Source organism: Mucilaginibacter paludis DSM 18603, from assembly GCF_000166195.2.
In the GTDB taxonomy this organism is placed as follows: Bacteria; Bacteroidota; Bacteroidia; order Sphingobacteriales; family Sphingobacteriaceae; genus Mucilaginibacter; species Mucilaginibacter paludis.
In genome coordinates this window covers 8,089,978-8,114,055 of the sequence record NZ_CM001403.1, presented here as the reverse complement: position 1 = coordinate 8,114,055, position 24,078 = coordinate 8,089,978, and the positions used below count along the sequence as shown (strand labels likewise).

General features: G+C 44.0%; 30 protein-coding genes and 1 riboswitch. Of the genes, 18 read left to right on the top strand and 12 right to left on the bottom strand.

The features are described 5' to 3' along the window. Window positions 1-201: 201 nt before the first annotated feature. The 12 genes from MUCPA_RS34330 to MUCPA_RS34290 all read left to right on the top strand — a co-directional run bounded on the left by MUCPA_RS34330 (window position 202) and on the right by MUCPA_RS34290 (window position 6,298). Window positions 202-561 (top strand): hypothetical protein, encoded by a 360-nt coding sequence (locus tag MUCPA_RS34330; protein WP_157544047.1) that lies wholly within the window; start codon window positions 202-204, stop codon window positions 559-561. A gap of 7 nt (window positions 562-568) precedes the next feature. Continuing rightward, on the top strand, window positions 569-1,117 hold the full coding sequence (locus MUCPA_RS34325; RefSeq protein WP_008513102.1) for a hypothetical protein: 549 nt from the start codon (window positions 569-571) through the stop codon (window positions 1,115-1,117). 11 nt (window positions 1,118-1,128) lie between these two features. Further along, window positions 1,129-1,710, top strand: a complete 582-nt coding sequence (locus MUCPA_RS34320; protein ID WP_008513100.1) for a PRTRC system protein E — start codon at window positions 1,129-1,131, stop codon at window positions 1,708-1,710. Window positions 1,711-1,721: 11 nt separating this feature from the next. After that, window positions 1,722-1,940 (top strand): PRTRC system protein C, encoded by a 219-nt coding sequence (locus tag MUCPA_RS34315; RefSeq protein ID WP_008513097.1) that lies wholly within the window; start codon window positions 1,722-1,724, stop codon window positions 1,938-1,940. A gap of 11 nt (window positions 1,941-1,951) precedes the next feature. Then, window positions 1,952-2,128 (top strand): hypothetical protein, encoded by a 177-nt coding sequence (locus MUCPA_RS38045; RefSeq protein WP_157544046.1) that lies wholly within the window; start codon window positions 1,952-1,954, stop codon window positions 2,126-2,128. Window positions 2,129-2,202: 74 nt separating this feature from the next. Then, complete coding sequence (locus MUCPA_RS34310; RefSeq protein WP_157544045.1) at window positions 2,203-3,117, top strand: DUF3322 domain-containing protein; 915 nt, start codon at window positions 2,203-2,205, stop codon at window positions 3,115-3,117. 26 nt (window positions 3,118-3,143) lie between these two features. Then, complete coding sequence (locus MUCPA_RS38040) at window positions 3,144-3,320, top strand: hypothetical protein (protein ID WP_157544044.1); 177 nt, start codon at window positions 3,144-3,146, stop codon at window positions 3,318-3,320. Next, on the top strand, window positions 3,308-3,865 hold the full coding sequence (locus MUCPA_RS34305) for a hypothetical protein (protein WP_083839406.1): 558 nt from the start codon (window positions 3,308-3,310) through the stop codon (window positions 3,863-3,865). Before MUCPA_RS38040 ends, MUCPA_RS34305 begins: the two co-directional genes overlap by 13 nt. Next, window positions 3,862-4,755, top strand: a complete 894-nt coding sequence (locus MUCPA_RS34300) for a PRTRC system ThiF family protein (RefSeq protein ID WP_008513090.1) — start codon at window positions 3,862-3,864, stop codon at window positions 4,753-4,755. Before MUCPA_RS34305 ends, MUCPA_RS34300 begins: the two co-directional genes overlap by 4 nt. Window position 4,756: 1 nt before the next feature. Continuing rightward, the gene (locus MUCPA_RS34295) at window positions 4,757-4,939 is read left to right on the top strand and encodes a hypothetical protein (protein WP_008513089.1); all 183 of its coding nucleotides are present in this window, start codon (window positions 4,757-4,759) and stop codon (window positions 4,937-4,939) included. Beyond that, on the top strand, window positions 4,936-5,121 hold the full coding sequence (locus MUCPA_RS38035) for a hypothetical protein (RefSeq protein ID WP_157544043.1): 186 nt from the start codon (window positions 4,936-4,938) through the stop codon (window positions 5,119-5,121). The genes MUCPA_RS34295 and MUCPA_RS38035 overlap by 4 nt, the downstream gene beginning before the upstream one ends. A gap of 40 nt (window positions 5,122-5,161) precedes the next feature. Continuing rightward, window positions 5,162-6,298 carry a hypothetical protein gene (locus MUCPA_RS34290; RefSeq protein ID WP_008513086.1) on the top strand — a complete coding sequence of 379 codons (1,137 nt, stop codon included), beginning with the start codon at window positions 5,162-5,164 and terminating at the stop codon, window positions 6,296-6,298. Between the two features lie 435 nt (window positions 6,299-6,733). Here MUCPA_RS34290 and thiD read toward each other — a convergent pair whose 3' ends face one another. Genes thiD through thiS form a run of 8 tightly spaced genes read right to left on the bottom strand, consistent with a single transcriptional unit; the run spans window position 6,734 to window position 13,896 of the window. Continuing rightward, window positions 6,734-7,585 (bottom strand): bifunctional hydroxymethylpyrimidine kinase/phosphomethylpyrimidine kinase, encoded by an 852-nt coding sequence (gene thiD, locus MUCPA_RS34285; RefSeq protein ID WP_008513084.1) that lies wholly within the window; start codon window positions 7,583-7,585, stop codon window positions 6,734-6,736. Continuing rightward, entirely contained in the window at window positions 7,572-8,639 is a 1,068-nt protein-coding gene (moeB, locus tag MUCPA_RS34280) for a HesA/MoeB/ThiF family protein (RefSeq protein WP_008513082.1), read from the bottom strand. Before moeB ends, thiD begins: the two co-directional genes overlap by 14 nt. Before the next feature lie 2 nt (window positions 8,640-8,641). Beyond that, entirely contained in the window at window positions 8,642-9,760 is a 1,119-nt protein-coding gene (thiH, locus tag MUCPA_RS34275; protein WP_008513080.1) for a 2-iminoacetate synthase ThiH, read from the bottom strand. After that, on the bottom strand, window positions 9,750-10,520 hold the full coding sequence (locus MUCPA_RS34270; protein WP_008513079.1) for a thiazole synthase: 771 nt from the start codon (window positions 10,518-10,520) through the stop codon (window positions 9,750-9,752). The genes thiH and MUCPA_RS34270 overlap by 11 nt, the downstream gene beginning before the upstream one ends. A gap of 15 nt (window positions 10,521-10,535) precedes the next feature. Continuing rightward, the gene (locus MUCPA_RS34265) at window positions 10,536-11,183 is read right to left on the bottom strand and encodes a thiamine phosphate synthase (protein ID WP_008513077.1); all 648 of its coding nucleotides are present in this window, start codon (window positions 11,181-11,183) and stop codon (window positions 10,536-10,538) included. Next, on the bottom strand, window positions 11,180-11,794 hold the full coding sequence (locus MUCPA_RS34260; RefSeq protein ID WP_008513074.1) for a thiamine phosphate synthase: 615 nt from the start codon (window positions 11,792-11,794) through the stop codon (window positions 11,180-11,182). Before MUCPA_RS34260 ends, MUCPA_RS34265 begins: the two co-directional genes overlap by 4 nt. 2 nt (window positions 11,795-11,796) lie before the next feature. After that, a complete protein-coding gene (gene thiC / locus MUCPA_RS34255; protein WP_008513072.1) occupies window positions 11,797-13,680 on the bottom strand; it encodes a phosphomethylpyrimidine synthase ThiC in 1,884 nt (627 codons plus the stop codon). A gap of 12 nt (window positions 13,681-13,692) precedes the next feature. Continuing rightward, window positions 13,693-13,896, bottom strand: coding sequence for a sulfur carrier protein ThiS (thiS, locus tag MUCPA_RS34250; protein WP_008513070.1), 204 nt, complete (start codon window positions 13,894-13,896; stop codon window positions 13,693-13,695). Window positions 13,897-13,958: 62 nt separating this feature from the next. After that, window positions 13,959-14,046, bottom strand: a riboswitch (TPP riboswitch). Window positions 14,047-14,155: 109 nt separating this feature from the next. On the opposite strand from thiS, the gene MUCPA_RS39380 reads away from it, so the two are divergent. The 6 genes from MUCPA_RS39380 to MUCPA_RS37380 all read left to right on the top strand — a co-directional run bounded on the left by MUCPA_RS39380 (window position 14,156) and on the right by MUCPA_RS37380 (window position 18,791). Next, window positions 14,156-14,278 carry a hypothetical protein gene (locus MUCPA_RS39380; protein WP_262492977.1) on the top strand — a complete coding sequence of 41 codons (123 nt, stop codon included), beginning with the start codon at window positions 14,156-14,158 and terminating at the stop codon, window positions 14,276-14,278. 404 nt (window positions 14,279-14,682) lie between these two features. Next, window positions 14,683-15,948, top strand: coding sequence for a C10 family peptidase (locus MUCPA_RS34245; RefSeq protein ID WP_169316219.1), 1,266 nt, complete (start codon window positions 14,683-14,685; stop codon window positions 15,946-15,948). Further along, window positions 15,926-16,414 carry a hypothetical protein gene (locus MUCPA_RS34240; protein ID WP_008513066.1) on the top strand — a complete coding sequence of 163 codons (489 nt, stop codon included), beginning with the start codon at window positions 15,926-15,928 and terminating at the stop codon, window positions 16,412-16,414. Before MUCPA_RS34245 ends, MUCPA_RS34240 begins: the two co-directional genes overlap by 23 nt. Window positions 16,415-16,726: 312 nt before the next feature. Then, window positions 16,727-17,191 carry a hypothetical protein gene (locus tag MUCPA_RS34235; protein WP_008513064.1) on the top strand — a complete coding sequence of 155 codons (465 nt, stop codon included), beginning with the start codon at window positions 16,727-16,729 and terminating at the stop codon, window positions 17,189-17,191. A gap of 69 nt (window positions 17,192-17,260) precedes the next feature. Further along, a complete protein-coding gene (locus tag MUCPA_RS34230) occupies window positions 17,261-18,376 on the top strand; it encodes a hypothetical protein (RefSeq protein WP_040626825.1) in 1,116 nt (371 codons plus the stop codon). Continuing rightward, complete coding sequence (locus MUCPA_RS37380) at window positions 18,339-18,791, top strand: carboxypeptidase-like regulatory domain-containing protein (RefSeq protein ID WP_233276820.1); 453 nt, start codon at window positions 18,339-18,341, stop codon at window positions 18,789-18,791. The genes MUCPA_RS34230 and MUCPA_RS37380 overlap by 38 nt, the downstream gene beginning before the upstream one ends. Window positions 18,792-19,604: 813 nt before the next feature. On the opposite strand, the gene MUCPA_RS34225 is transcribed toward MUCPA_RS37380, so the two are convergent. From MUCPA_RS34225 to MUCPA_RS34210, 4 genes are all read right to left on the bottom strand, one after another. Beyond that, window positions 19,605-20,606 (bottom strand): aldo/keto reductase, encoded by a 1,002-nt coding sequence (locus MUCPA_RS34225; protein WP_008513058.1) that lies wholly within the window; start codon window positions 20,604-20,606, stop codon window positions 19,605-19,607. Between the two features lie 80 nt (window positions 20,607-20,686). After that, the gene (locus tag MUCPA_RS34220; protein ID WP_008513056.1) at window positions 20,687-21,592 is read right to left on the bottom strand and encodes a helix-turn-helix domain-containing protein; all 906 of its coding nucleotides are present in this window, start codon (window positions 21,590-21,592) and stop codon (window positions 20,687-20,689) included. 280 nt (window positions 21,593-21,872) lie between these two features. Then, complete coding sequence (locus MUCPA_RS34215; protein WP_008513054.1) at window positions 21,873-22,352, bottom strand: helix-turn-helix transcriptional regulator; 480 nt, start codon at window positions 22,350-22,352, stop codon at window positions 21,873-21,875. 426 nt (window positions 22,353-22,778) lie between these two features. Next, window positions 22,779-23,906 (bottom strand): RteC domain-containing protein, encoded by a 1,128-nt coding sequence (locus MUCPA_RS34210; RefSeq protein ID WP_008513051.1) that lies wholly within the window; start codon window positions 23,904-23,906, stop codon window positions 22,779-22,781. Window positions 23,907-24,078: the final 172 nt, after the last annotated feature.

Sequence of the window (24,078 nt, the reverse complement as noted above, 5' to 3'; positions counted from 1 at the left end):
ATGGCGGCAGCCTTGACCCGCTCGCCCCACGCGCAAGTGATTTGCCTCTATCAGAGGCCAAAAGCTAAGGACTGCCAAAGACGCCTTTGAAAAAAAATTACAGAAAAAAAGCAAAACAAAAAGCACAAAATGGAAAAGCAACAATTCACGTACAGCATTCAGCCCCTGCTTGAAGAGAGGCAGGGCAATGTTTCAGGGCCAATGTCACCTATGGAATTTGCAAAGGAAATCGCCCTACAGGTTGGATTTAAGTTCAACCGCCTTGCACGGCTATGGTTTGCGGACGAACGCATCAACCAATGCCGAGAGGACGGCGGGCTGACGGGACACGACACACTGATTATAGGCACCGTGTATAAAAACGACATCTGGTTAAGCCTGTGGGTAGATACGGGCGTTGGCGGTGTGGCAGTCGCTATGGCGTACTGTTCGGACGGAAGCATCGATTTTACAGACCTGTACCGCGAACAGCGGTATGTGTGCAAGCTGAGCCAAAAGCAGGTTACGGACATCTTCCAGTCCATCTTTAACGACCCCACCCAGATTAACATTAAATCTTAACGCCGCTATGAAAACGATACAACTAAAACTATACGAATTTGAGGAACTGTCCGAACAGGCAAAGCAAAAAGCTATAGCCGATAACGCAGATTTTAACGTGAACTACAACTGGTGGGACATGGTATATGAAGATGCCAAAAACATCGGCTTGAAAATTACAGGTTTCGACCTTGACCGGGCGCATTACTGTAATGCCGAATTTATCCATGATGCCATTTTTACCGCAAAGCAGGTTCGCAACGATCACGGTGAGCAGGCGGACACCTATGGAGAAGCGCAGGAATTTCAGGAAAAGCGCGACCAACTCGCCAACTCATGGCCTAAAGATGAAAATGGCGAATTTGAGAACGTGGATGAACTGGACATTGCCCTTGATGAATGCGAGGGTGATTTTCTGAAAAGAATGAGCAAACGGTATTTATCCATACTCGACAATGAATTCGACCACCTGACAAGCGATGAGGCTATTGCAGATGCTTTGATAGCCAATGAGTATTGGTTCACCGAAGACGGCAAAATGGCAACCCACTTAGTAAACTTAGTACAAACCGCATAAACGAAATATTTATGAAAACGAACTTCTTTGAAAATATCGCCAGTCTGAACGCCCCCGGTATTTGGACGATTGGCATCCAAAACGACGAAAACGGTGATTTTACCGTGTCGGCATTATACGCCCCCTTTAAATCAAACGAACCCGCCACCAAGATGATCGTACCCCTCATTCACAGGGGCAAGGCTTCGGATATGGATGAGGGCTTTTTTGAAGCCACCCTAACACAGGTGGATACCCTGAAAGGGTTGTACAGCAATATCAAAGCGGTAACCGCCAGCGTGGATGCTGCCAAAAAGAAATTAGGGCAAGGCAGTAAACCCCAACCTGCCAAACCCAAGGCGGACGGCAATGCTGACGAGATTGAAGTGGGCGAGCCAAAGGCTTCTGCCGAGGAAAAGCGTAAGGCATACACCGACACCATCCGCAAAGTGGTAGAGCTGAACGATGCCTGTAAATACGAGGATGCCCTGAACGTCCTGCCATCGGTAGAAGACTACCCTGAGAAAAAAGAAGAACTGGAAAAAAGACGGGCTGATCTGGAGCGCAAAAAAGCGCAGTATGCACAAGCCCTGCTATTGTTTAACGAAGCCTAAAACAAAGCATCATGTTACAGACAACGCAACTGGAAAGGATTTTTATCCATAAGGAAAACGGGCAGGAAGTCCGTTTGACCGACCCGAACGACCGTATGAACCCTGATATGGTACTGAACTTTTACACAGGTACTTATCCCATCCTGACCAACGCCCGAATTGTCGGGCCGGAGATCAAAAACGATGAGATACAGTACCGCTTTGAAAGCACAATGGGTACAAAAGGCTAAACCGCACCGTCATGGAAACTAACAAAATTAAAAGGAAAGTAACAGTCATAGAGGAGAATACACAATGGCAACTGCACCAGCTATTCGGAGAGTATATCAAAAAGTTAGACCGCTTGCCCGATGCAAGGGAAGTACAGCAAAACCCGCTAAGAAGCGCGCCAAAGGAACGCACCGTAATGGTTTTTTAACCCATTCGTTCAGGCCGTTCTTAAGCCTGCCCTTTGCCAATCACGGGCAGGGTGAAAAGGAGTTTTTCCAATCATTGGGAAACCTGTGCAAATTATACCAGTGGCAAGCCCCCGACACAACGGGCTTGCCGTTCCCGCAGAACATTTCGGCAGTATTGGAAAAATTGTCGGGACAACGATTTGACGGGGCAGTTCCGATGCTTTTACAGGACAAGGGAAGTCCGGCCAGACTGGCGACCGTCAAAACCTACAACACTAACTATTGCCTGTATTATATCCCTGTGCGCCCTTTATGGCAAATGAAGAACGTGCCGTCTAAACAGCAGCATTTTGAATTGGCGTGTTCCGTTTTTGCCTACCTGTACCAAGTTATCGGCATTCCCTATTACGGAGATCAGAGTTACATGAGCAGGACCTATGATTCCCTCGAAAACTGGATAAGCGAAATCGCAGAGGAAGGGAACGAGGACGATGGCGATGTTACTTACCGCAAACGCCAGTTTGATGAACTGGAAACGCTGAGAGAAGCAGGAGCCGTTTTGTTGCCTGAATTGAAAAAGTGTCTTGATATAGCGCAGTGGGAAAAACAGGTGCGGGAGTTTACGTCAACCGACACGCAGTGCGGGGAATTGAGAGCAGTGGCAGACGAGTTGCTCAAACTGGCAAAGGACTATCCCGCCCGTGCTATCCGGCATTCGATGCATTATGAACTCAATGAAGAGGAAGTGGACTACCAAATCTATTGGGAGAACTATATCTCCTTTTACTGGAGTGGCAAAGACACACTGGAAACTATGCTTTACGAAATGGTGAATAACGAATTTCAGGAAGCGGGTTATCAGGAAGAACCCATAGCGGTGCAATGGTTTGACACCCCGCAGGACAAACCCTGCCACAATTTCGAATTTGAAACAAGGCTATTTTCCCTGTTGGATGAACTGACAGGAATATTAAATGATTTAGACTATGAAAACGGCGAAGCCCTCTGAATGGCCGTTGAAAAACAAATTACAACATGAAAAACCTAACGAGTAATTTCAGCAACCTGTATCAGCCCGTAAAATCCCTGCTGATCTACACCAAGCATACAGAAGAAGATACGACAAGTGTTTATGTCGAGAGTTACGACATCGGCAAATTGGGGAACCCGATAAACGCACACCGCTCACCGTCAAAGAAATGTTGGGACTGAGCAGCATATTCCAGTCCGCACAGGAATTTAAAACGGGCTTTCTCCGCTGTAAGGGCGTGATGCCGAACAAGGTGCTGTTTGTTAATCCTGAACAGGGAGGATATGCCGTTTGGTATACCCCGCCACAGGAAGTACCGCTATATTTTTCGACCGCTTTAGGCGTCAAATCGGGAAAGGGTAAAGTTCCCGCAATGGTCTGGAAAGCAGGCAGGGAAGAACTTTCGGTGTTTGCCCTTAAAGGGCATCGTAAGCCCGTTGCCAACACCGCCCTTTGTCATGCGCCTTTTTTTAATGTTTATACCGATGGAAAAGTTTGCATGGGTACGGTGCGCATCGCCATCGGGCGGGAAACCCGACTCGAAGACTTTATGACCCTTTGGGAAAACTACTTTTGGAACAGCTATTTCAGCCACCTCATGGGCGAATTTAACCCCGTAACTGAAAACATAGTCCAGTTATGGCAAAAACAGGTCGACACCGACCGTGTATTTCCCTGCCAGCTTTTGAAACCTAACCGTTATACCGTTAAAAACCTGTTTATATGAGAACCAAGAAACTTCAAGCGGTAAAGCCCGCTGCACATATCGTAGAAAAGACCCTGCTGAACCCTTACAATCCCATTATAGTCAACCTCATAGGAGCGGGCGGTACGGGTAGCCAGTTCCTGACCGCATTGGCAAGAATGAACCACGCCCTGATAGCCCTGAACCATCCCGGCCTGATGGTGCGGGTATTCGATGATGATAGGGTGGAAGAAGCCAATTTAGGCAGACAGCTATTTTCAATGGCTGAACTCGGCTTGCACAAAGCCGTTGCCCTTGTCAACCGCATCAACCTCTTTTTCGGCACCAACTGGAAAGCTATACCTGAACGGTATGATGCAAATATGCTGAAAGAAGAACCCGAACTGGCAATGGCTGAACTTACCATATCCTGTGTAGACACCGCTTCCGCAAGGTTTGAAATTGCTGACCTCTTATCCATAATTTATAATAGCAAACGGCATACTTACCACCACCCGCTGTACTGGATGGACTTTGGTAACAGCAAAGAAACGGGTCAGGTCATCCTGTCCACGATTGCCGATATTCAGCAACCTGCATCTAAAAAGTTTGCCGTAGTGAGCCGACTGCCGTTGGTGACCGAGGAATTTAAGGAATTGCTTGAAAGTTCGGAAAAAGCGGACAACACGCCAAGCTGTTCCCTAGCTGAAGCCCTGACCAGGCAGGATTTGTTCATCAACTCTGCACTGGCAAATTTAGGCGCATCCCTGCTTTGGCAGATGTTCAGGGAAGGCATGCTCTTTAACAGGGGCTTTTTCCTGAACCTGAAAGACTTCAGGGCACAGCCTATAATGGTAACCCCAGCCGAGTGTAACGAAGTGAAATTACCGAAGCCTAAAAACAGCAAAAGACAAACCAAAAAAGTGGCCTGATATGAAGATAATAGATTTAAATGGCAAGGTCATTGAGGTGGAAAACCTTGAACTTGCCCTGTTACAGGCAGATGATTACCGCCATTACCGTGTAACTACGCCTACTGAAAACGACCTGAAACGCTACGCCTATTGGGAACATGTTTACCAAATATTAATGAAACTTAAAACTGAACAGCTATGAAAACATTCATTTATTTCATCTGCACCTGTTTTATTTCAACAGGAGTATACTTCGCCACATTAAACAGCCATCATTTGGTCTATGGCATAACCATCGCCTTTGCGATATGGGCATGGTTCTTTTGGGGTTGGGATCGCCGAAGCAGGAAAGCCGCCGACAGGCGAGGAAAGTACCGCCGTTAACTGTGCTGCCAACCCAATGGAACATTCAAGCAATACCGCTATGGTAAAGATTAAAGAGGGATATGTGATGTCCCTACGGGAACGTGAGGAATACGAACGGCAGAACGCCCTGCCCCGCAAGGCTTCGGGGCGGGTGGATTACTATTTCAAACCTCAAACCAAGTACCCGCCCCGCATTTACGTTTATATGCACGCTGAGATTTGGTGCGACCGCAACCGCAGGCCGATGGGGCTGCATACGGCGTTCCCTTTTCTCAGCCGAGCCATGACCAAGGGCGAAATTGAGCATCACCATTTCGACTGGCGGTTTTGTTACCATCAATATGAGGATTGGGACAAGCTGATCTATGCCGAAGAAAAGGAAGCCGAAGATTTGGATATGGAAATGGAAGGGGCGGGGACAGACTTCTTAAATCGGTTGAAGTCCTTTCGTGAAAAATTCCCGCTGAATGCGGATTTGAGGAAACTCCCGCCCGTCCCGCCCGAATTACCGGAGGATGGGGAAACCGTTTATTTGCGGGAACTGGTTGCCACCGGGGACGCCCTTAGTGCCGCCGAGGTCGCCAAAATGCTTGACCATGAACTGCACACGCAAAAGCGGACTGCGGTGCTGATAGCCCTGCGCCAGCTTTATCAGAATTTCGGCAAGTCTGGTGATAAACAAACCATACTTGAGGAGCAAGCGATCAGGCGCAAGGTAGATTTACAGCAGCAGCGTACACGCCGCAACTTCGTGCGCCGTGTCTGGCAAAAAAACAAGCTGTTCGCATTGGAAGAAATCAGGATTAAATACCCTGATTATATCGAGGACATGCTTGCTGACGACCTGCATATAGTAAAAAAGACCGCAAAGCGGAAAAAACATAAACCGATTACCGATCTGCGGCGATGCCAGTTAGAAAAACTGGCGCACCGCTTAAAATATGCGCAACTGGATGATAAAGCATATCACGAAACCTGCAACCGTATTGTCATCTTACAGCATGCGCACAGCCTTCGCTTACCTGTGCCCTTACTTGTTAATTTACAGCAGGAGGCCCTCGTTTATAGTTTCCCCTGGCAGATACGCGAGGGCGTGGTCAAAGACTTCGTGGCATTAGCAAACAAACTGGGTATGACCCACCATGCACTACAGGAAAAGCATAACGAAATGGTTCGCTCGAATTACAGTTACTGAACATTTAAACAACGTAAAATCACAGGAACAATCACATTAAAAACTGCTCAAAACATTGCCGCTGACTGGCATGGCGGCCAATGGAGCGAATTGTATGCCTTTGCCTCCAGTGGCATAGTAGATGCCGCACAGGTACCTCTTTGCCTATCAGAGATTTCCGAAAATCTCAGAAATGAAAATACCTTACCGGGACAGGCTAAAAGACTGGAAAAACTGAAAAGGTTTATATCGGTAGGTTTCCAAAATACTTAACAATTAAAACCCATAGCTGAATATTCGGTGTATTTCATTTATAGTAACTTTATGACCATGATGATACAGTATTGCTCAGATCTGCAATTGGAGTTCTATGAGTAGGGTCTGAATAGCAAGGGCCGTATGATGGGAGACTTTATTTTTATCTGTCGGCATAGAACATTATCGTCTCTATAAATATTAGTAATAGCTCTGATCTTTTAATGATTCTATTCTGGCCAATTTTCTAGGTTTGAAAAAGTGATTCAAAGGACCATTTCCTTTTCCCGTCCTGACATTGCACCCTTCTTTAATGGCTATATTTACATATTCTCCGGCCAGCGATATCGCATCTGTAAGAGAATTGCCTCGCGCCAGGTAAGCAGCAATTGCCGAAGATAAGGTACACCCCGTTCCTCGTGTATTGCGGGAAGCAATATAAGGATAGGTATAAACCTGTTCCTGTCCGGTGGAATCAGCATAAACATTATAGCGTTCAGCCCCGGTTAGATGGCCACCTTTCAGTAATACGGCTACGCCGTTTGATCGGGCAATCTGATCGGCAACAGCCCTTAGGCCTTTCAGGCTTTTAATCACGGAGCCGGAAAAAACAAAAGCTTCATCTATGTTGGGCGTAATTAAGCTAACCAGCGGAAAGAGGTATTTTTTCATGGCCTCTACAGCTGGCCCGGTTATTAGGTTTTCTCCACTGGAAGATCTTAAAACCGGGTCGAGTATGATGGGTATACCTTTATAAAGCTTTAAAACTGCTGCAATAACCTCAACCTGTTCTAAGTCCGGTATCATGCCTATCTTAATGGCAGACGGACGCATGTCCTCTATTACCGCGATCATCTGGCTTTGCACCAGAGCTGACGGGATCGGGTGAATGGCTGTAACGCCCAATGTATTTTGTGCAGTTACCGCAGTAATTGCTGATGTACCGAAGCATCCCAGTGCAGCAAATGTTTTTAAGTCAGCCTGTATACCGGCACAGCCACTGCTGTCTGAACCTGCAATGGTTAACACCGTGGAATATTTATAGGTTTGCATCTGAATAAATTCCGTTTTTTAAGTTATACATTTTGCCGTTGAAAACGGGTTTTAATAACTGAATAGCGATTTTGCTGCGTTGGCCGGTCTGGCAGCAGAATACCAGTTTTTTATTTTTCGGTAATTCCTCGATATGTCCTTGCAATTCGTACAAAGGAATATTAATTCCGCCGATATTGTAATCTTCAAATTCATACGTTTCCCTGACGTCAACCAAACATATCGTATCTGAATCGTTCTCCAGCCAGCTGTTTAGTTCGTCCTTTGTTATCTCGTGATGACCTGCTGATGTCAGTTCAGTAAGCGGCTTATCACTTGATTTACCAGTCTTTTTTCCTTTAGCTACTTTAAAAATCCCAATGGCATTGTCAAGCGCATTAATGGTCATTAACTTTCCCGATAAGCTCTCGCCCATACCACAAATGATCTTGATGGCCTCATTAGCCATGTAGGTACCTATTATCCCGGGTAATACGCCGAGCACGCCAATCTCTGCACAATTAGGAACCTCATTTGCTGGTGGTGAATCCGGGAACACATCCCGGTAATCAGGCCCACCCTGGTAGTTGAATACGGAAACATGGCCTTCAAACTTAAATATTGAGCCAAATACCAGCGGCTTATCGAACTCTACACAGGTATCATTCACCAGGTAACGTGTTTCAAAATTATCCGAGCCGTCAATGACCAGATCAAAATGCTTACAGATATGTTCTGCATTATCATTCGTGATACGCTCGGGATAAACCTTTATAGTAGTGTTTGGATTAAGCAGCTTCAGTTTTTCTCCCGCCACCTCTGCTTTCAGTTTACCTATATCAGCTGTGGCATATAAAATTTGCCGGTGCAGGTTGCTCAGATCTACTACATCGTCATCTACAATGCCGATGGTCCCTACCCCTGCCGCAGTAAGGTATTGTAATACAGGACAACCTAAGCCTCCCGCGCCGATCATCAGCACCTTGGCGTTCTTTAATTTTTCCTGGCCTGATAACCCGAATTCAGGGAGAATGACCTGCCTGCTGTACCTTTTTAATTCTTCAGTTGCCAACATTGTTAACGTGCTAAGCCGTTATCCCAGTCCTTCCAAACTGGCTCGTAACCCTGTTCGGCTATCATTTGCGCGATTTTTTGAGGACTTCGGTTATCACTGATCTCAAACTGTTCCAGTGACTCCGGTTCAACGGCGTAGCCTCCGGGATTGGTTTTAGATCCGGCACTGATGGCCGTTACCCCCAGCTTGATAATATGGTTCCTGAAATGCGCTGATTCCCGCGTGGAAATAGAAAGTTCTACTTCTCCGTTAAACAGGCGATAGGCGCAAATCAACTGCACCAGTTCCCGGTCATTCATTTCCACTTTGGGTTCCAGGCAGCCGCTAAAAGGCCTTAACCGCGGGAAAGAAAGGCTGTATTTACTTTTCCAGTAATTTTTTTCCAGGTAGCTGAGGTGCAGGGCCGTAAAAAAGCAGTCGGTGCGCCAGTCTTCCAAACCGATCAGAACGCCTAAACCCATTTTATGGATTCCAGCCTGCCCTAAACGGTCGGGTGTTTCCAGCCGGTACTCAAAGTTCGACTTTTTGCCTTTGGGATGATGCTTTTTGTAATCCTCCCGGTGATACGTTTCCTGATAAACCAATACGGTATTTAAGCCGTAAGGCGTTAGCTGCCGGTAATCTTCCAGGTCAAGCGGCTGCACTTCCATCGAAATATGCGCGAAATGCGGACCGATCAGCTCAAGCACTTTTTTAAAATAGTCAACATGCACCGTTTGATTAGACTCACCGGTAACTAAAAGCACATGATCGTAACCCATATTCTTGATCACGGCTACTTCCTGCATGATCTCGATCGGCGAAAGTGTTTTACGTCTGACGTGATTATTATAGCTGAAACCACAATAGGTACAAATGTTATTACATTCGTTGGAAAGGTAAAGTGGCACATAGAGCTGGATAGCCTTGCCAAAGCGTTCCAGGGTCAGCCGCTGGCTGATCACCGCCATTTGCTCCACATAAGGCGCTGCAGCAGGCGATACCAAAGCTTTAAAATCTTCCAATGTTCGCTTTTTAGCAGCTAAAGCCCGTTCCACATCATCACTTGTTTTAGCGTAGATACTGGCCCTGGTATCTTCCCAACTGTAGGTATTAAACGTATCCGTAAAGCTATTTTTCATCTAAAAACGAGGTTAGTGGGCTGCTGGCCACAGCATGAGTTCCCGGCAAGGCTAGTTTAGCCTCATAGGCCGACCGTCCGGCTATCACGGCCATTTTAAAAGCACCGGCCATTTTTACAGGATCGCCTGAAACAGCAATGGCGGTATTGACTAGGACGGCATCGGCGCCAATTTCCATCGCCCAGGCAGCATCGGATGGCGATCCTATCCCTGCATCCACAATCACCGGCACGATACTCTGGCTGATGATGATCGCTAAAAAATCGATGGTTTTTAAGCCCTTATTGCTGCCAATGGGTGAGCCTAAAGGCATCACTGCCGAGGTGCCCGCATCTTCGAGCCTTTTACACAATACCGGGTCAGCATGGATATAGGGTAATACAATGAAGCCCATTTTAGCCAGTTCTTCTGTGGCTTTCAGGGTTTCGATAGGGTCGGGCATCAGGTACTTGGGGTCGGGATGGATCTCTAATTTGATCCAGTTGGTTTCCAGGGCTTCCCTGGCCAGCTGGGCCGCAAAGACCGCTTCCTTTGCTGTGCGAACACCGGAGGTATTGGGAAGCAGGTTGATATGCGGATATCTCAGCCGGATCAGCAGGTCATCCTGCTCATTGTTCTTCATATCTATCCGCTTGAGCGCGACGGTCACCAGTTCTGAACCTGATACCAATAGGGCCTCTTCCATCAGGACAGACGAACTGAACTTACCGGTACCGGTGAACAAACGCGAAATAAAAGTTTTATCGGCTATTTTTAACATGGTTTTTATTGGACTTTAAATGACTCGTTTTAAACAAGGTGTTTTTAACTGCCGGTAAATTTGCGCTACAGTTTGTTCCCGGTTACCCGAAAAAGTGATCGCCCCTGAAATGGCCACACCATAGAGACCGGTTTGCCTGATCAAAGGGACATCCTCTGGTAAAATACCGCCGATGGCAATAACAGGGATGTGGATACCGGCTGCATCCATCTGCCCGGCAAGAATTTCATAACCGCTTAAACCCACAATGGGGCTTAATTTTTGCTTGGTTGTGGTAAACCGGTATGGGCCGCAGCCGATATAGTCAACCCCTTCGTCCGCCCTTTGCCGGATATGTTGAAAGGTGTTGGCCGTACCACCGATGATCATTTGATCACCAACCATGCGCCTGGCCTGGCTTACCGGCATATCCTGTAAACCTAAGTGCACACCGTGAGCACCTACGGCTAATGCGATTTCCGGATGGTCATCGACAATTAATTTAGCACCGTGCAGGTTGCACATTCTTTTAGCGATGAATGCATATTTAAGGATGACATCCTGAGGCTGGTTTTTAACCCGGAGCTGAATCCATCTACAACCCGCCTCCAGGGCCTGCTGAATAGCGGTGAGGTGTGATCCGTTTTCGGGTTGCTGCGAGATGTAGTGCAGTTGGTCGATCATGATGTAATATTTTGCGGAGTGTAAATTTCGCTTAGTGTAAGGAAACTGGCGACAGCCGAGGATGGGGCATTCCATATCGCGCCTAACACAGCTGCGCCGTCAAAGCCCATCTTCTCAATCTTTATTAAATTGAATTGGTCAACCCCGCCCAAAGCAATTACTTTGGTTGTGATCTCGTTTTTTTTCAGTTTAAAATCGGTCGTTAATGTACTTTGATAGCCTGATTTTGACAAGCTGTTGAATACCGGCCCGAAAAAAACATAGTCAAAATCTGTTAACCCAGGCAGCAATGTGGCATCATGTACTGATGTGCTTAAAATATATCCATTAGCCTTTTGCACCTCCCTGTTTTTAGGACTTGTGCCTGCTCTGTAATGTTCTGTATAATGCAGCCTTTGGATACCATAGTCGGGGGCGATCTCATGAAACTGATGTAAGGAGATGCGATTATAAAACAAGGGGGCGATGCCCCCGATCAGTTCCCTCACCGTTCGAACATCGCTTTCCGGTTTCCGGATATGAAAGCATTGCAAACCGGCCTCAAACAGGTTATTGATTAAAATACTTTCATCAGCAACAGCAACCGGGTTTGAAATCACGATCAGTTCCATTTTTACAGATAAATTTCGCTGCCTTTTTGTAAAAATTCTCTCGACTTCTCTTCCATGCCTTTTGAAAGGGCATCGGTTTCGCCCATGCCGTTTTCTTTGGCATAGTCCCGCACGTCCTGCGTAATCTTCATTGAGCAGAAGTTAGGGCCGCACATAGAACAGAAGTGGGCGATCTTGGCACCATCGGCAGGTAAGGTTTCATCATGAAATTCCTTTGCCGTATCTGGGTCGAGTGACAGATTGAACTGGTCTTCCCATCTGAACTCAAACCGGGCTTTACTGAGTGCATTATCACGATACTGCGCTCCGGGATGGCCTTTGGCCAGATCGGCGGCATGAGCCGCTATTTTATAGGTGATTACCCCATCTTTGACATCCTTTTTATTCGGCAGGCCCAAATGTTCCTTAGGGGTTACATAACAAAGCATGGCTGTACCAAACCAGCCGATCATGGCTGCGCCGATGGCCGAGGTGATGTGGTCATAGCCCGGTGCAATGTCCGTGGTTAGCGGCCCCAAAGTATAGAATGGCGCTTCGCCGCAATGTGCCAGCTGCTTATCCATATTTTCTTTGATCATATGCATCGGGATATGTCCTGGGCCTTCAATAATGGTTTGCACGTCGTGTTTCCAGGCGATTTTGGTCAGTTCACCTAAAGTTTCCAGTTCGCCAAACTGAGCGGCATCGTTGGCATCGGCTATACAGCCGGGCCTTAAGCCGTCACCCAGTGAAAAGGCCACATCGTAGGCTTTCATGATTTCACAGATATCTTCAAAATGTGTATATAAAAAATTCTCCTGGTGATGGGCCAGGCACCATTTGGCCATGATAGAGCCGCCGCGCGATACGATACCGGTAATCCGTTTCGCAGTTAGCGGGACATAACGCAACAGCACCCCGGCGTGGATGGTAAAATAATCTACCCCTTGCTCTGCCTGCTCGATCAGTGTATCCCTAAAAAGTTCCCAGGTCAGGTCTTCCGCTTTTCCGTTAACCTTTTCTAAAGCCTGGTAAATAGGCACGGTACCAATAGGCACCGGTGAATTACGGATGATCCATTCGCGGGTTTCGTGAATATTTTTGCCGGTTGAAAGATCCATGATCGTGTCTGCCCCCCAGCGGCAGGCCCAAACGGCTTTTTCCACCTCTTCTTCGATACTGGAGGTAACAGCGGAGTTGCCGATATTGGCATTGATCTTCACTAGGAAATTACGTCCGATGATCATTGGCTCACTTTCCGGATGGTTGATGTTGGATGGAATGACAGCCCGCCCGGCAGCAACTTCGGCGCGTACAAATTCTGGCGTGATATAGCCTTTTGGGGTATTGGCACCAAAACTTTGACCTGGGTGCTGGTGTGCCATGGCCGCATACTGCCCGTTCAGCTGCTCTTTTAAAAGATCGATCCGCTGGTTTTCCCTGATCGCTATATATTCCATTTCGGGTGTAATGATCCCTTTTCGGGCATAATGCATTTGGGATACATTCATTCCCGGCCTGGCGCGGTAAGGCTTGCTGATGTGTGCAAATCTTAAAGCATCCAGGGTTTGATCATGGGCACGGAGTGTTCCATAGTCAGAAGAAATGTGTCCCAGCTGTTCTACATCGCCACGGCCGGTTACCCATTGTTCCCGCAAGCGGGGTAAACCTTTTTTTACGTCAATGTCGATATCCGGGTCGGTATAGGGCCCGCTGGTATCATAGATCGTTACCGGGGCATTAGGTTCAGTCTCTCCGAACCGTCCGTGAATCTTGGTTTCGCTCAGGAGTACTTCCCGCATGGCAACCTCAATATCATGCAGCTGCCCTTTGACGTACACTTTACGCGATGACGGGAATGGTGACCGGCTGATCGCCTGTTCATTTGGTGTTCTTTCGTTTTTCATTGCTTTGCAATTTTATCCGCCTTGCGTGGCTTTGATGATGGTGATATGATCTCCTGGATTCAGAAAATGAGATGCCCAGTGGTGTTTAGCAATAATCTCCTGGTTGACGGCCACAGCAATTCCGGTAATCGGTTGCGGAAAAAGAGGGTTTAGTATTTGCTGTAAGGAGCAAACATCGCTAACGGAATAAGTTTCTTGATTGACGGTGATATCCATTTGGCCAGAAATTTTCTAACGATAGGAATGCACCCGTATTAAGGAAGGAAAAACAACCCAAAAAAGGTTGTTCTACTTTTCCCTTCGGCGGTACTAACCGCATCAGGTTCAAAGGGTATTTCTCAGCACAAGGCACCCCTAAAGTTTTTGTAAAGTTAGAATTAATATTTTAACCGTACCGATGAAATTTTATTTTTTGAAATTAGTTACAGGGATTGTTGTCCAATATTAAATTTCAAGTTTAAATGATTATTTATAATTGAATAAACGAATTGTGCAGGAAAAGATATTGGATGAGCTACCCACTATTATGATTATGGGAATACCGAGCACATTACTTATTGATCCTAACGGAACGATTACTTTTAGCCGCTTAAACTGAACTCACGTCTTAGGTTAAATATATATATTCCTGATTTTAAAGTGCTGTAATAATGATTAAGGCCGTGTTAATAGTCTGAATAAATCAGACTTATTAAAACGCATCGATCTGGTTCAAAACTTTATTAAGTCATCCACTACCATAACGCATGAAAAGTGTAGGGCTGAAAATATTTCTTGTTTTGTGATAGCCAGTATTATATTTAATCTTTACTTTAGTTGCATAATTACTGGGGTGCCGAATTGAGGCTGAGATCAAACCCATTGACCATGATCAGCGTAATGGCTGCGTATGGAAGTTAAACAGCTTGGAGTGCACCCAAGTACATTGGAGTTTGATCCGATTTCTTCAACACCGTTCCCTTAAGTTTATTAATGCTGCAACTTAATTTACCTTATTTCACTATGAAGAAACAATTTATCCACACATGCTGCGCCGGTTTAGCCTTATTTGCGCTTCTGACATCTTGTAAGAAAATTATCCAGGATACATCATCGCCTGATATTGCCAAAGAATTACTTACTTTAAAAACCGACACGAACTTCATTTCCAGGGACTCCGCACTTGTTCTGGCAACCCGGACACGCAAATACCTTACATCGTACAGCAAAAAGTCCCTTTCTGCTACGGCCGATATCGCTGAAAGCGTTCAGAACTTCACCGTTTATGACCAGCAAAAAGTACCAGCAGCTTATGCGGTTAATTATTCAGGAAGCGGATTTGCTATAATTTCCGCAGATAAGCGTTTACCGGCCATTCTGGCATTTTCAGATGAGGGCCATTTGGATACAGCCCATGTGCCATTAGGATTTAATCGTTGGCTCACAGTGTTACGGGATTCCGTAAACTTTAAACGTTATGCGAGTGCTAACGCCGGAAGCGGGTCAGGCGGCGGTACAACGCCGGTATCTTCCGCCGACCCGGGTTTAGGTACCCTGAACGATGCTGTTAATCCAATACTACAATCTTATTGGGGGCAAGGAAGCGGATTTAACGATAATTGCCCAATTAAAAATTGCAGCCTCAATAATGGAAAAGCACTTGCTGGTTGCGTTGCTATCGCTATTGGGCAGGTCATGTACAAAAATCAGTACCCTTCTTCTTACAGCTGGGCTTCCATGTCGCCTTACACAGGTACTTCGGAAGCGGCAAGACTGATCAGGGATATCGGAGACAATGTCGGTATGGACTATGGCTGTGATGGGTCTGGCGCCGATGGCGATAAAACATTAAATTGTTTAAATTCCTATAATTATAATGTTAAGTCGGTTGACTACGATCCTGAATGGGGGACACCGGCACCTGTGATGCTTAACTTGAAGGCAGGGAGGCCAATTATACTAACAGGCGGAAAGCAAGGCAAAACCTGGCTGATATTCAATACTTATGATGACGGCCACGAATGGGTCTGTGATGGTTATAAACAATATACTAAGTTGGTTAAAGTCCGCGTAGGAAATCCTAGAGACGGCTTTCACCTGGAACAGCAAACCCGTTATTTTAACTATTACCATATGAATTGGGGATGGTATGGGAGCTACAACGGTTATTTTTCATTTGGTAATTTTGTTCCCGGGGCACCTGATATCGAAGGTTCTCCTGATAGTAATTTAAATTTTTCATTCAACTATAAAGTCAAAGTATTTTATGATATCGCTCCACGAATTTAAAACCGGGCTTGCTGTGATCGTAATGACTGCGTCCATTACGCTTGATGCCTGCACTAAGAAAAAAGATTGTTGCGCGGTTGCCGACATGCATATGGATTTTGATACCCGGTATAAAAATGGCACCAGTGTATTTGATACCAGTGCTTCAGGACACCTTACCCAGGACAGCATACAAATCTATTATTTGACTGAAGGTAAATATAACCTGGTTCAGCATACCGGATATGACGCTTCAGAAGGATTTCTATTGCTAAAGGAGGCTGGCTTGCCTCCGCAGTATACCATCAGGTTGATCCTTAGTGATCATACCGATAGTAACAATTTTAGTTATACGTTGATGAGGTATGGCAGTCTGAAAACCGATACGATCCAAGCTGTGATCCAGAACCATGTTAAACAAAAAATCTGGCTGAACAGCAAGCAGATAACTGTAACAGGTAAGCCCTACATCAATACCTTAAAATGATATTCAAAGTCAATGATAGCAACTTTGTTTCATCGAAAGGCCTGGTATTATGACCTTAACTTATTAGTCAGGAAGCGCTAAGCCTAATCAGGGCGAAGAAATGTTTTTTTTGACACGTGTCAAAGATTTAACGTATAGTTTTTTTCTTTTATAAAAATATACATGGAAAGTAATTTATTACCTTTTGGTCTGATTCTTACAGGCACTCACCGTGGTGATGCATCTTGCATATTATATTTCCAATTCCTAAAGAGCAGTTGTAAATAATTTAATAAAAAACCTACCCTTAATTCTAAATCTTAACACAAATTTATGCGCCCCGTTTTCCGTATTTCAAAGAATCGTATCCGGCATTTACAATTATTAATACTTGCCTTGACCATTGGCTTTACCAGCTCCTGTAAAAAGCAATTCAGCCATCAAAATATACAAGAAATAAATGCTCCTGATAAATCAGATGCATTTATCACATCGCTCTATCAGGAACTATTGAATTATAACAAGCAATACCCCGTTTTAGATACAGTCAGTCAAACAGGAACAATAGACTGGACAAAAATGGTTGTTCGCATATCTTCAAACCCATCAAAACCTTTCAACTTTGATTTGCCTGTTTTAAGTAACCAGGGGAATAATCAAGTAATTGAACTTTCATTTTCGGAAAAGAACGACCTTGTTAAGGTTACTTTGCGGAGGTTAAGCAGCCTGGTAATTGATACGCTGGAACAAACAGAGAACGAACGGACAAAAAATATTTTATATCTTTTGTCCAAGTAGGGACTTCAGATTAACCCGACCATCATTCAACAGGAGAATGATAAAGAAAGGTCATTTGCTGCAAAGAGCATGATGCGGGCTTTATCTCCAAGCGGAAAAGAGGTCATCCAATCATTTGGTCAGGGAAAAAAAGCCCTTGCCGCTTCATGCCAGACGACAATTGATTTCGATTTCATGGTCACTTATGTATATGGCGGAGAAGAACGTAGGGCACAAATTTTAAATTCTTTTAATAACTTTTTCCAGCAGGATGTTAACTCAATGCCGAACGTGCACTCTGGAAATCCTACAAAAATCAGTTCGGTTATATTCGATAATAAAACAGATCAAAACGGATCATTAGGCAGTGTTGTTAAACAGGTACTCGAACGTGCGATAATGCAGACGAAAAATCTAAATGGACTTACAAGCTATGGGCTGAACTATTTTTCATATGGCTCAAATTCCACCTGTGGCAATCCCACTGGTGGAGGCACCGGAGGCGGAAATCAAACTAATACAAATCCCCCTTCAAGCAATACTGAATTTACCACAGATATAGATATGTCTGGATTACCGGACTGTTTTAAGAAAGTAATGCAAAGATTGGAGGCGACTCATACAAATTGTGTTGCTGATTATATCAATGCTTTTACTGACGGAACACCTGGATTTAGATGGAAAGTAGTAGGTGGCGGTACAAATGATGGTTATAATGGTATTACCGAAGCTCAAAATGTAAATGGACAATTTCAAATGAAGACCACTTTCTATGAGGGAAATTTTAGTGAAGGCAGCGATTTAGCTGTGGCCCGAACAATTTTACATGAAGGGCTTCATGCCTATTTGACTGCTTATTTTCGCACGGCCCCGGTTGAAGCCAAGAGTACATATTCTCAAATGTATGATGATTACATCAGTCAAAAGCATCCTAATCTAAACACGACAGAACATAATGAGTTTGCCAGGAACTTTCTTGGGCAACTAGCTACACAGCTAAAATTATACGGGGAGTCACAAGGGTACGATATTGATTACCAGTATTATTCGGATTTGGCATGGGGAGGCTTAACGGATACTGCCGCTTTCAAGGCCCTTTCCACGGATGAACGAAACAGGATTTTAAACACGTTATTAGCTGAACAAAAAGGAACGGACAGGAACGGCGATGCAACAACAAAAAAAGGAAAATCGAGCGGATGTTAATTTATTTTATATGAAACACACACACAAATATTTTTACAATTCATTATTTGCAGCTTTCATGCTGTTTTGTTCCTGCTCACCTAAACAAAATATGTACAGGAACTCGAATGGGTCTTGTACATATTCAATTGTCAGGAGCACATCGAATGCCGATCCGGTGGTGACCGGAAAAATCTATGAATATGGAACGACAGTTGCTTTAAAAACGACAGGAGCGATTAGAGTTGATGGCAAGGTTATGGGTAAAACAGATGCCGAAGGTAAGTTTTCTTTCGCCTTACAACCGGGAACTTATCGTTTTGAAGCCGTTGGTATACCCTATCAGACTTTCGAAACACAAAAAATCAAAGTAGAGAGCAGTGATTCAATTAAGCTAAATATTTATGTAAAGCTTTATAAGAATCCTTTGCAGTAGAGGGGAAAGGCGATTTTCAAAATGCACTTTTAAATACTTTAAGTTATATATTCAATTATTCTGAACCGCGTTAAAACGGCATTAAAAAATGATGGCTTTAAAACTCCTTTAGCAAAAAATTATCAGTAGCGGGAAAATTATTCTATTTTAGAATTGCGTATTGAATAATCGGATTTGGCTAGAAATGATCTGTTTTGAGACTTAAACCTTTCTGATAAATTCAAACTATACCTACAAGGTAATAGAATTAATAAACACTGTACCCCGCGGCATAAGGGAACAAAATCTACCGATATTTTCCACCAAAGCTGAACCGGGGTAAATAAGGGAAGAAAATGCTGCTAAGGGACAGCATATTTAGTGAAAAACCTCCCTAACTACCTACGCTGACAGGCGGCTGCCAAGCGGCCACCTGTTATATTTACTGTTAAATCTGACCAGTTACAATTTAATCATCCGGTACTGTTAAAAACGAGGTGGCTTATCTGCTCTTCCCTTAAGGTTGAATTTTCAAGCCCGGCTCTCGATAGCCCGCCCCGTTTATATGGTTCATCCAAACGCTGACACTCTTTTAATTCATCACCTTTACCGGAAAAGTCATGGATTTTTATCAAGCTATACGCCGCCCGAAGATTAATAACAGATCATGTAGATAAGGTAACAGCCTTATAACTCAGTATTTACATTTCAATGGTAAGTTATTAAAAATGAATAATACCTTTAATTAAAAGATATTATTCATTTTTTATTGAGCATTAGCGCATACAGTGATTCATAATCACTATTTATGAAAATTGTTCCGCAGTCATAAAGTTAATGATTGACCATCTTCATTGCACCTTCGCTGTATCGCTCGCCGATTACGGGATATTGCTTAATCAACCCGTCAATCGCTACAAGATCGGTGCTAGTCAGGTTAACTTCAATCGCACCAACATTTTCTTCCAGGTATTTCCTTTTCTTGGTTCCGGGAATCGGGATGATATCATCGCCCTGTGCCAAAACCCAGGCCAGAGCAAGCTGGGCAGGTGTGCAACCTTTGGTAGCTGCAAATGCAGCAAATTCCATTACAAGCTTATTGTTATTGGCTATGTTTTCCTGCTGGTAGCGTGGCAAAGTTCTCCTGAAATCGTCTTCAGCAAGGATGTTTACATCAAGCGTATTGGTGACCAGACCCCGTGCCAGGGGAGAATAAGGGACAAATGAAATACCAAGTTCACGAACAGTCTGCAATATTCCATTTTCCACATCCCTGGTAAGCAATGAGTATTCACTTTGGAGGGCAGCAATTGGATGCACGGCATGCGCTTTTCTGATTGAAGCCGCTGAAGCCTCGCTAAGTCCAAGATAGCGCACTTTACCTTCTTTTACCAGATCAGCCATTGCGCCAACGGTATCCTCGATTGGAATGTTCGGGTCGACACGATGGGCATAGTACAGGTCTATGGTGTCAATTTTTAGCCGCTTAAGGCTCTGTTCAACGGCGACTTTTATCCAGGCAGGAGAACCATCAAAATAGGTACCCACAGCACTACTTGGCCCGGCAACGCCATCCTTAAAACGGAATCCGAATTTTGTAGCGATAAATACCTTATCACGGTTGGGCACCAGTATTTTAGAGATCAGTTCTTCATTGGCACCATTGGCATACATATCCGCCGTATCCCAAAAGTTGATGCCCAGGTCAAGTGCTTTCTCCAGTGTTGCTAAACTTTCTTTGTCATCTGTAGGCCCATAAGCGAAGCTCATACCCATACAACCGAGGCCAAGCGCAGACAACTGCTCGCCGGTTGTTCCAAGTTTTCTGTATTTCATTGTTGTAAGATTTTATTTCTCAAATGTAGATAGTGAATCCAAAACCTGAATTATAATCCTCAAACAGATCGTTATACTATTCAAACAGCCCGGCGTAACTGAGTAGGTGCTAAACCGGTGTGCTTTTTAAAGAATAAAGTGAAATAAGAAGAATATTCAAAGCCCAGGCCATAAGCAATATCGGAGATGTTCCAGTCGGTATGCTGTAATAAAGCCTTTGCCTCTTTAATAATTCTGGATGCAATATGAGCGGTTGTGGTCTTGCCGGTCACCTCTTTTACGGAGCGGTTAAGGTGGTTGATGTGTACGGACAAAGCGGTGGCATAATCGGCAGGATTTTTCAGTTTGAGTACCAGTGCAGGGGAATCAATTGGAAACTGCCTTTCCAGCAATTCAAGAAACAATGCAGAAACCCTTGATGAGGCATTAGCATAAGTATGGAAATTTGTAGTCGGGCTATTTTTCATGGCCTCATGGATGAGCAGGTGCAGATAGCTCCGTAATACATCATACTTTTGCGGGTAAACGGAGCATATCTCTGCCTGCATTTTTTGAAATATAGCTGAAAGTTCGTCCAATTGCACCTCATCAGGAAAGAAGATTGGGCTACAGCCAATCCTGAATAAAGGTGAATCCCGCAGGTTGTTCACCCGTTCGCTGTGCTGGATGAAATCTTCGGTAAACAGGCAGTACCAGCCCGACTGTTGCTCGGCTTCTGCTTCCCAGGAATAAGGCACAACCGGATTTGAAAATAGCAGTGCCGGACGGTCGATCTGTATCCACTTATCCGCATAATAGATCCTGCCTTTGCCTATGATCAGGGACACCTTGTAGAAATCACGGCGGCTGTACGGACTTACCACGGCGCAGGTCTCCCTGCTGAACACATTGATATGGCCTATGCCCGCATTGTCCAGCGGAACACCGGTAGGTGCATGGCTGGGTAGCCTGTTATAAAAATCGCTGACGCTCTCTGTTTGTTTCACCTTACAAATTTATGAAAATCAAACAAGCTGTTTATAGACCTGTATGGTTTCCTTTTCTGATAACCTATTTATCAAAAAGCATGTGGGCAATTGTTATCTGGCCTGTAGTGACTTTCGTTTTGTCATAGGCCGGGTACAGGGTGTTATCAGAAATCCTATGTCCCTTCAAGATAAGTTATAGCTTCTTGTGTAATAAAAGGTCTCTTTCAGGGATGAATTTAAGGTAGCAGTTATCTGGCTATTAAAAACTAAAAGCAAGCATAAGTGTGAATGTTTGCCACTAAAAAATCATTTTAAGCTTGCAGAACAATACCAATTTTTTTTTAAATACTGCGCTGAAATAATGGGGATACTTGAAGCCAACTTTATATGCCACCTCATTAACATACAATTTTTCTTCTAATAAAAGTCTCTTAGCTTCCATAAGCCGTATATCATTGATATATCCAAATACCGTTGTATTGAAAATTTTCTTGAACCCAAACTTAAGCTTTGTCTGGTTAATACCAGCCTCTTTTGCTAAATCAATTATAGAGAAGTCTTCATGAAAATTATTATCGAGATGTGATTTGATACCATATAATCGTTCTATATCTATAGGCGTCAATCCTGATGATCTTGAAATATCTGCCCTATTATCCAACTGAGTAGCCTGTGCTAAAAAGAGTTCGACTATTTTCGCTTCAAGAAATAATCGCTTCATAAACCATTGCCGCTGACTGGTATGGCGGCCAATGGACTGCATTGTATTCCTTTGCATCCGGTGGTCAATTAGTGGCCGCACAGGAACCTCTTTGCCTTGCGGAGATTGAAGAAAATCTGAGGAATGGCAGTATCAGACCTGACCAGGCTAAACGGTTGAAAATGCTGAAAATCTATTTTGAAAGTAAAACATCTAAAGTAGTTTAGCGGATGTGGTCCGTTGAAAACAGCATCAAAACGGGCTCATCTTCTAATTTGAAACAGGATCAATACGAGGTTCAAATTCTGACAATCCCCAATGTTTCCATATCGCCCCGAATGGGCATAGATTTGCATCCTTTGCTGCAATAATTTTATTTTTATCAATTGTTTTATAAAATTTCGTGGGCATCAATTTAAGCAACTGACAATGGAAATGTATAATTGATGCTTACTCAAATATTTGAATATTGGCGAAATGCCAATATGATGTAATCACGTTAAATTAACTATTCGTAATTGGTAGAAAGGCATTACCATCTTCTACATAGTTCAAAAATTCACTAACCATGATATCTAAGAATTTTGATGGCCGCGTAGATTTACGCATTTTTATTTCAGCGAAGCGATGTGAATATCTTGCGAGGCTTACCCCAAATGCGTCTTCACACCACTTTACCAGGGCCGCAATCGTAACCTGACTACCCCTCGTGCGCATATAAACATATAAAGCGTAAACAAGCTCGACCAAATCTGACTTGTCCGAGGGCCACTTGGCAAGAATTTTATTCGCAAATGGCTCATTAGCGAAACCTTTCACTTGACTGTTAGACGTATCAAGGACGGCGTTTTCCCGCCATCGTTTATTTAATCGCAAGCCCACCCATTTTATTTCAGTGGCAAGGAACTCTTTTAGTATATCGGCGACTGCCTCGTTTTCTTTAAACATCACCATAGATGACCGCAGTTTAAGCAAATCTAAATGCAACTGTTTTTTTATTAAGGTTAGTTGAAAATGCTTTAGTCTTTCAACATCATCGTTATCATTCTGGGCTGATTCGTATAGATTAAGCATGTATTCCAAAAAAGCAGGATGATTAAAATTAGTCGATATGAGTTGATCAATAAGACAATCCGATGTTAACTCTTTCCTTTGTTTAAGCCAATTGCTAAATGATTTGAGGTAGTCTACTAAATGGGTGGATGGTTCGATATTTGACGAAATATCTTTTAATACAGATTTCAATATGTTTGATAACCCCTCCTGGATGTTGAATTTTGCCATTTCTCCAATCAGCTTATTCACATGATCAGAAATTGTTATCTTTAATATACTTCGACTGTACCTGTCCGGTTTGTCCCGTTCCTCTATCAAGGTGCCCAACTTTTCCAGAAGTACTCGCAGATAATCGCGTTTTCGCGGTTTTCTATACCTCACGTATATTCTATCACTCAACGCAGCTAAAGCATTTAAGTAGGACTTTTTTTCATCACCCGCCAAAATTAATTCAATCTGCATACTCCAGCAGAGTTGTTCCCAACGTGCGAATAAATCACTCCTTCGAACCTGCACTTCATCGAGCTTATCAATCATTTCCCATAGCGTGAACAGTTCCATCAATTTATCAATCATACGCAATTCACTTTTCGATAAACCTAATTACACAAAATTTAAAGTGGCATAAAGTGGTTACAATAAGTGATTTCTCTCATTTTTGATAATAGGTAAAACCTCTACATATCTTTATGTATGAAATTACTTGTGTTATTGTAGCCTTGTTCTTCAAGCTGGTCTTTTCATAAAG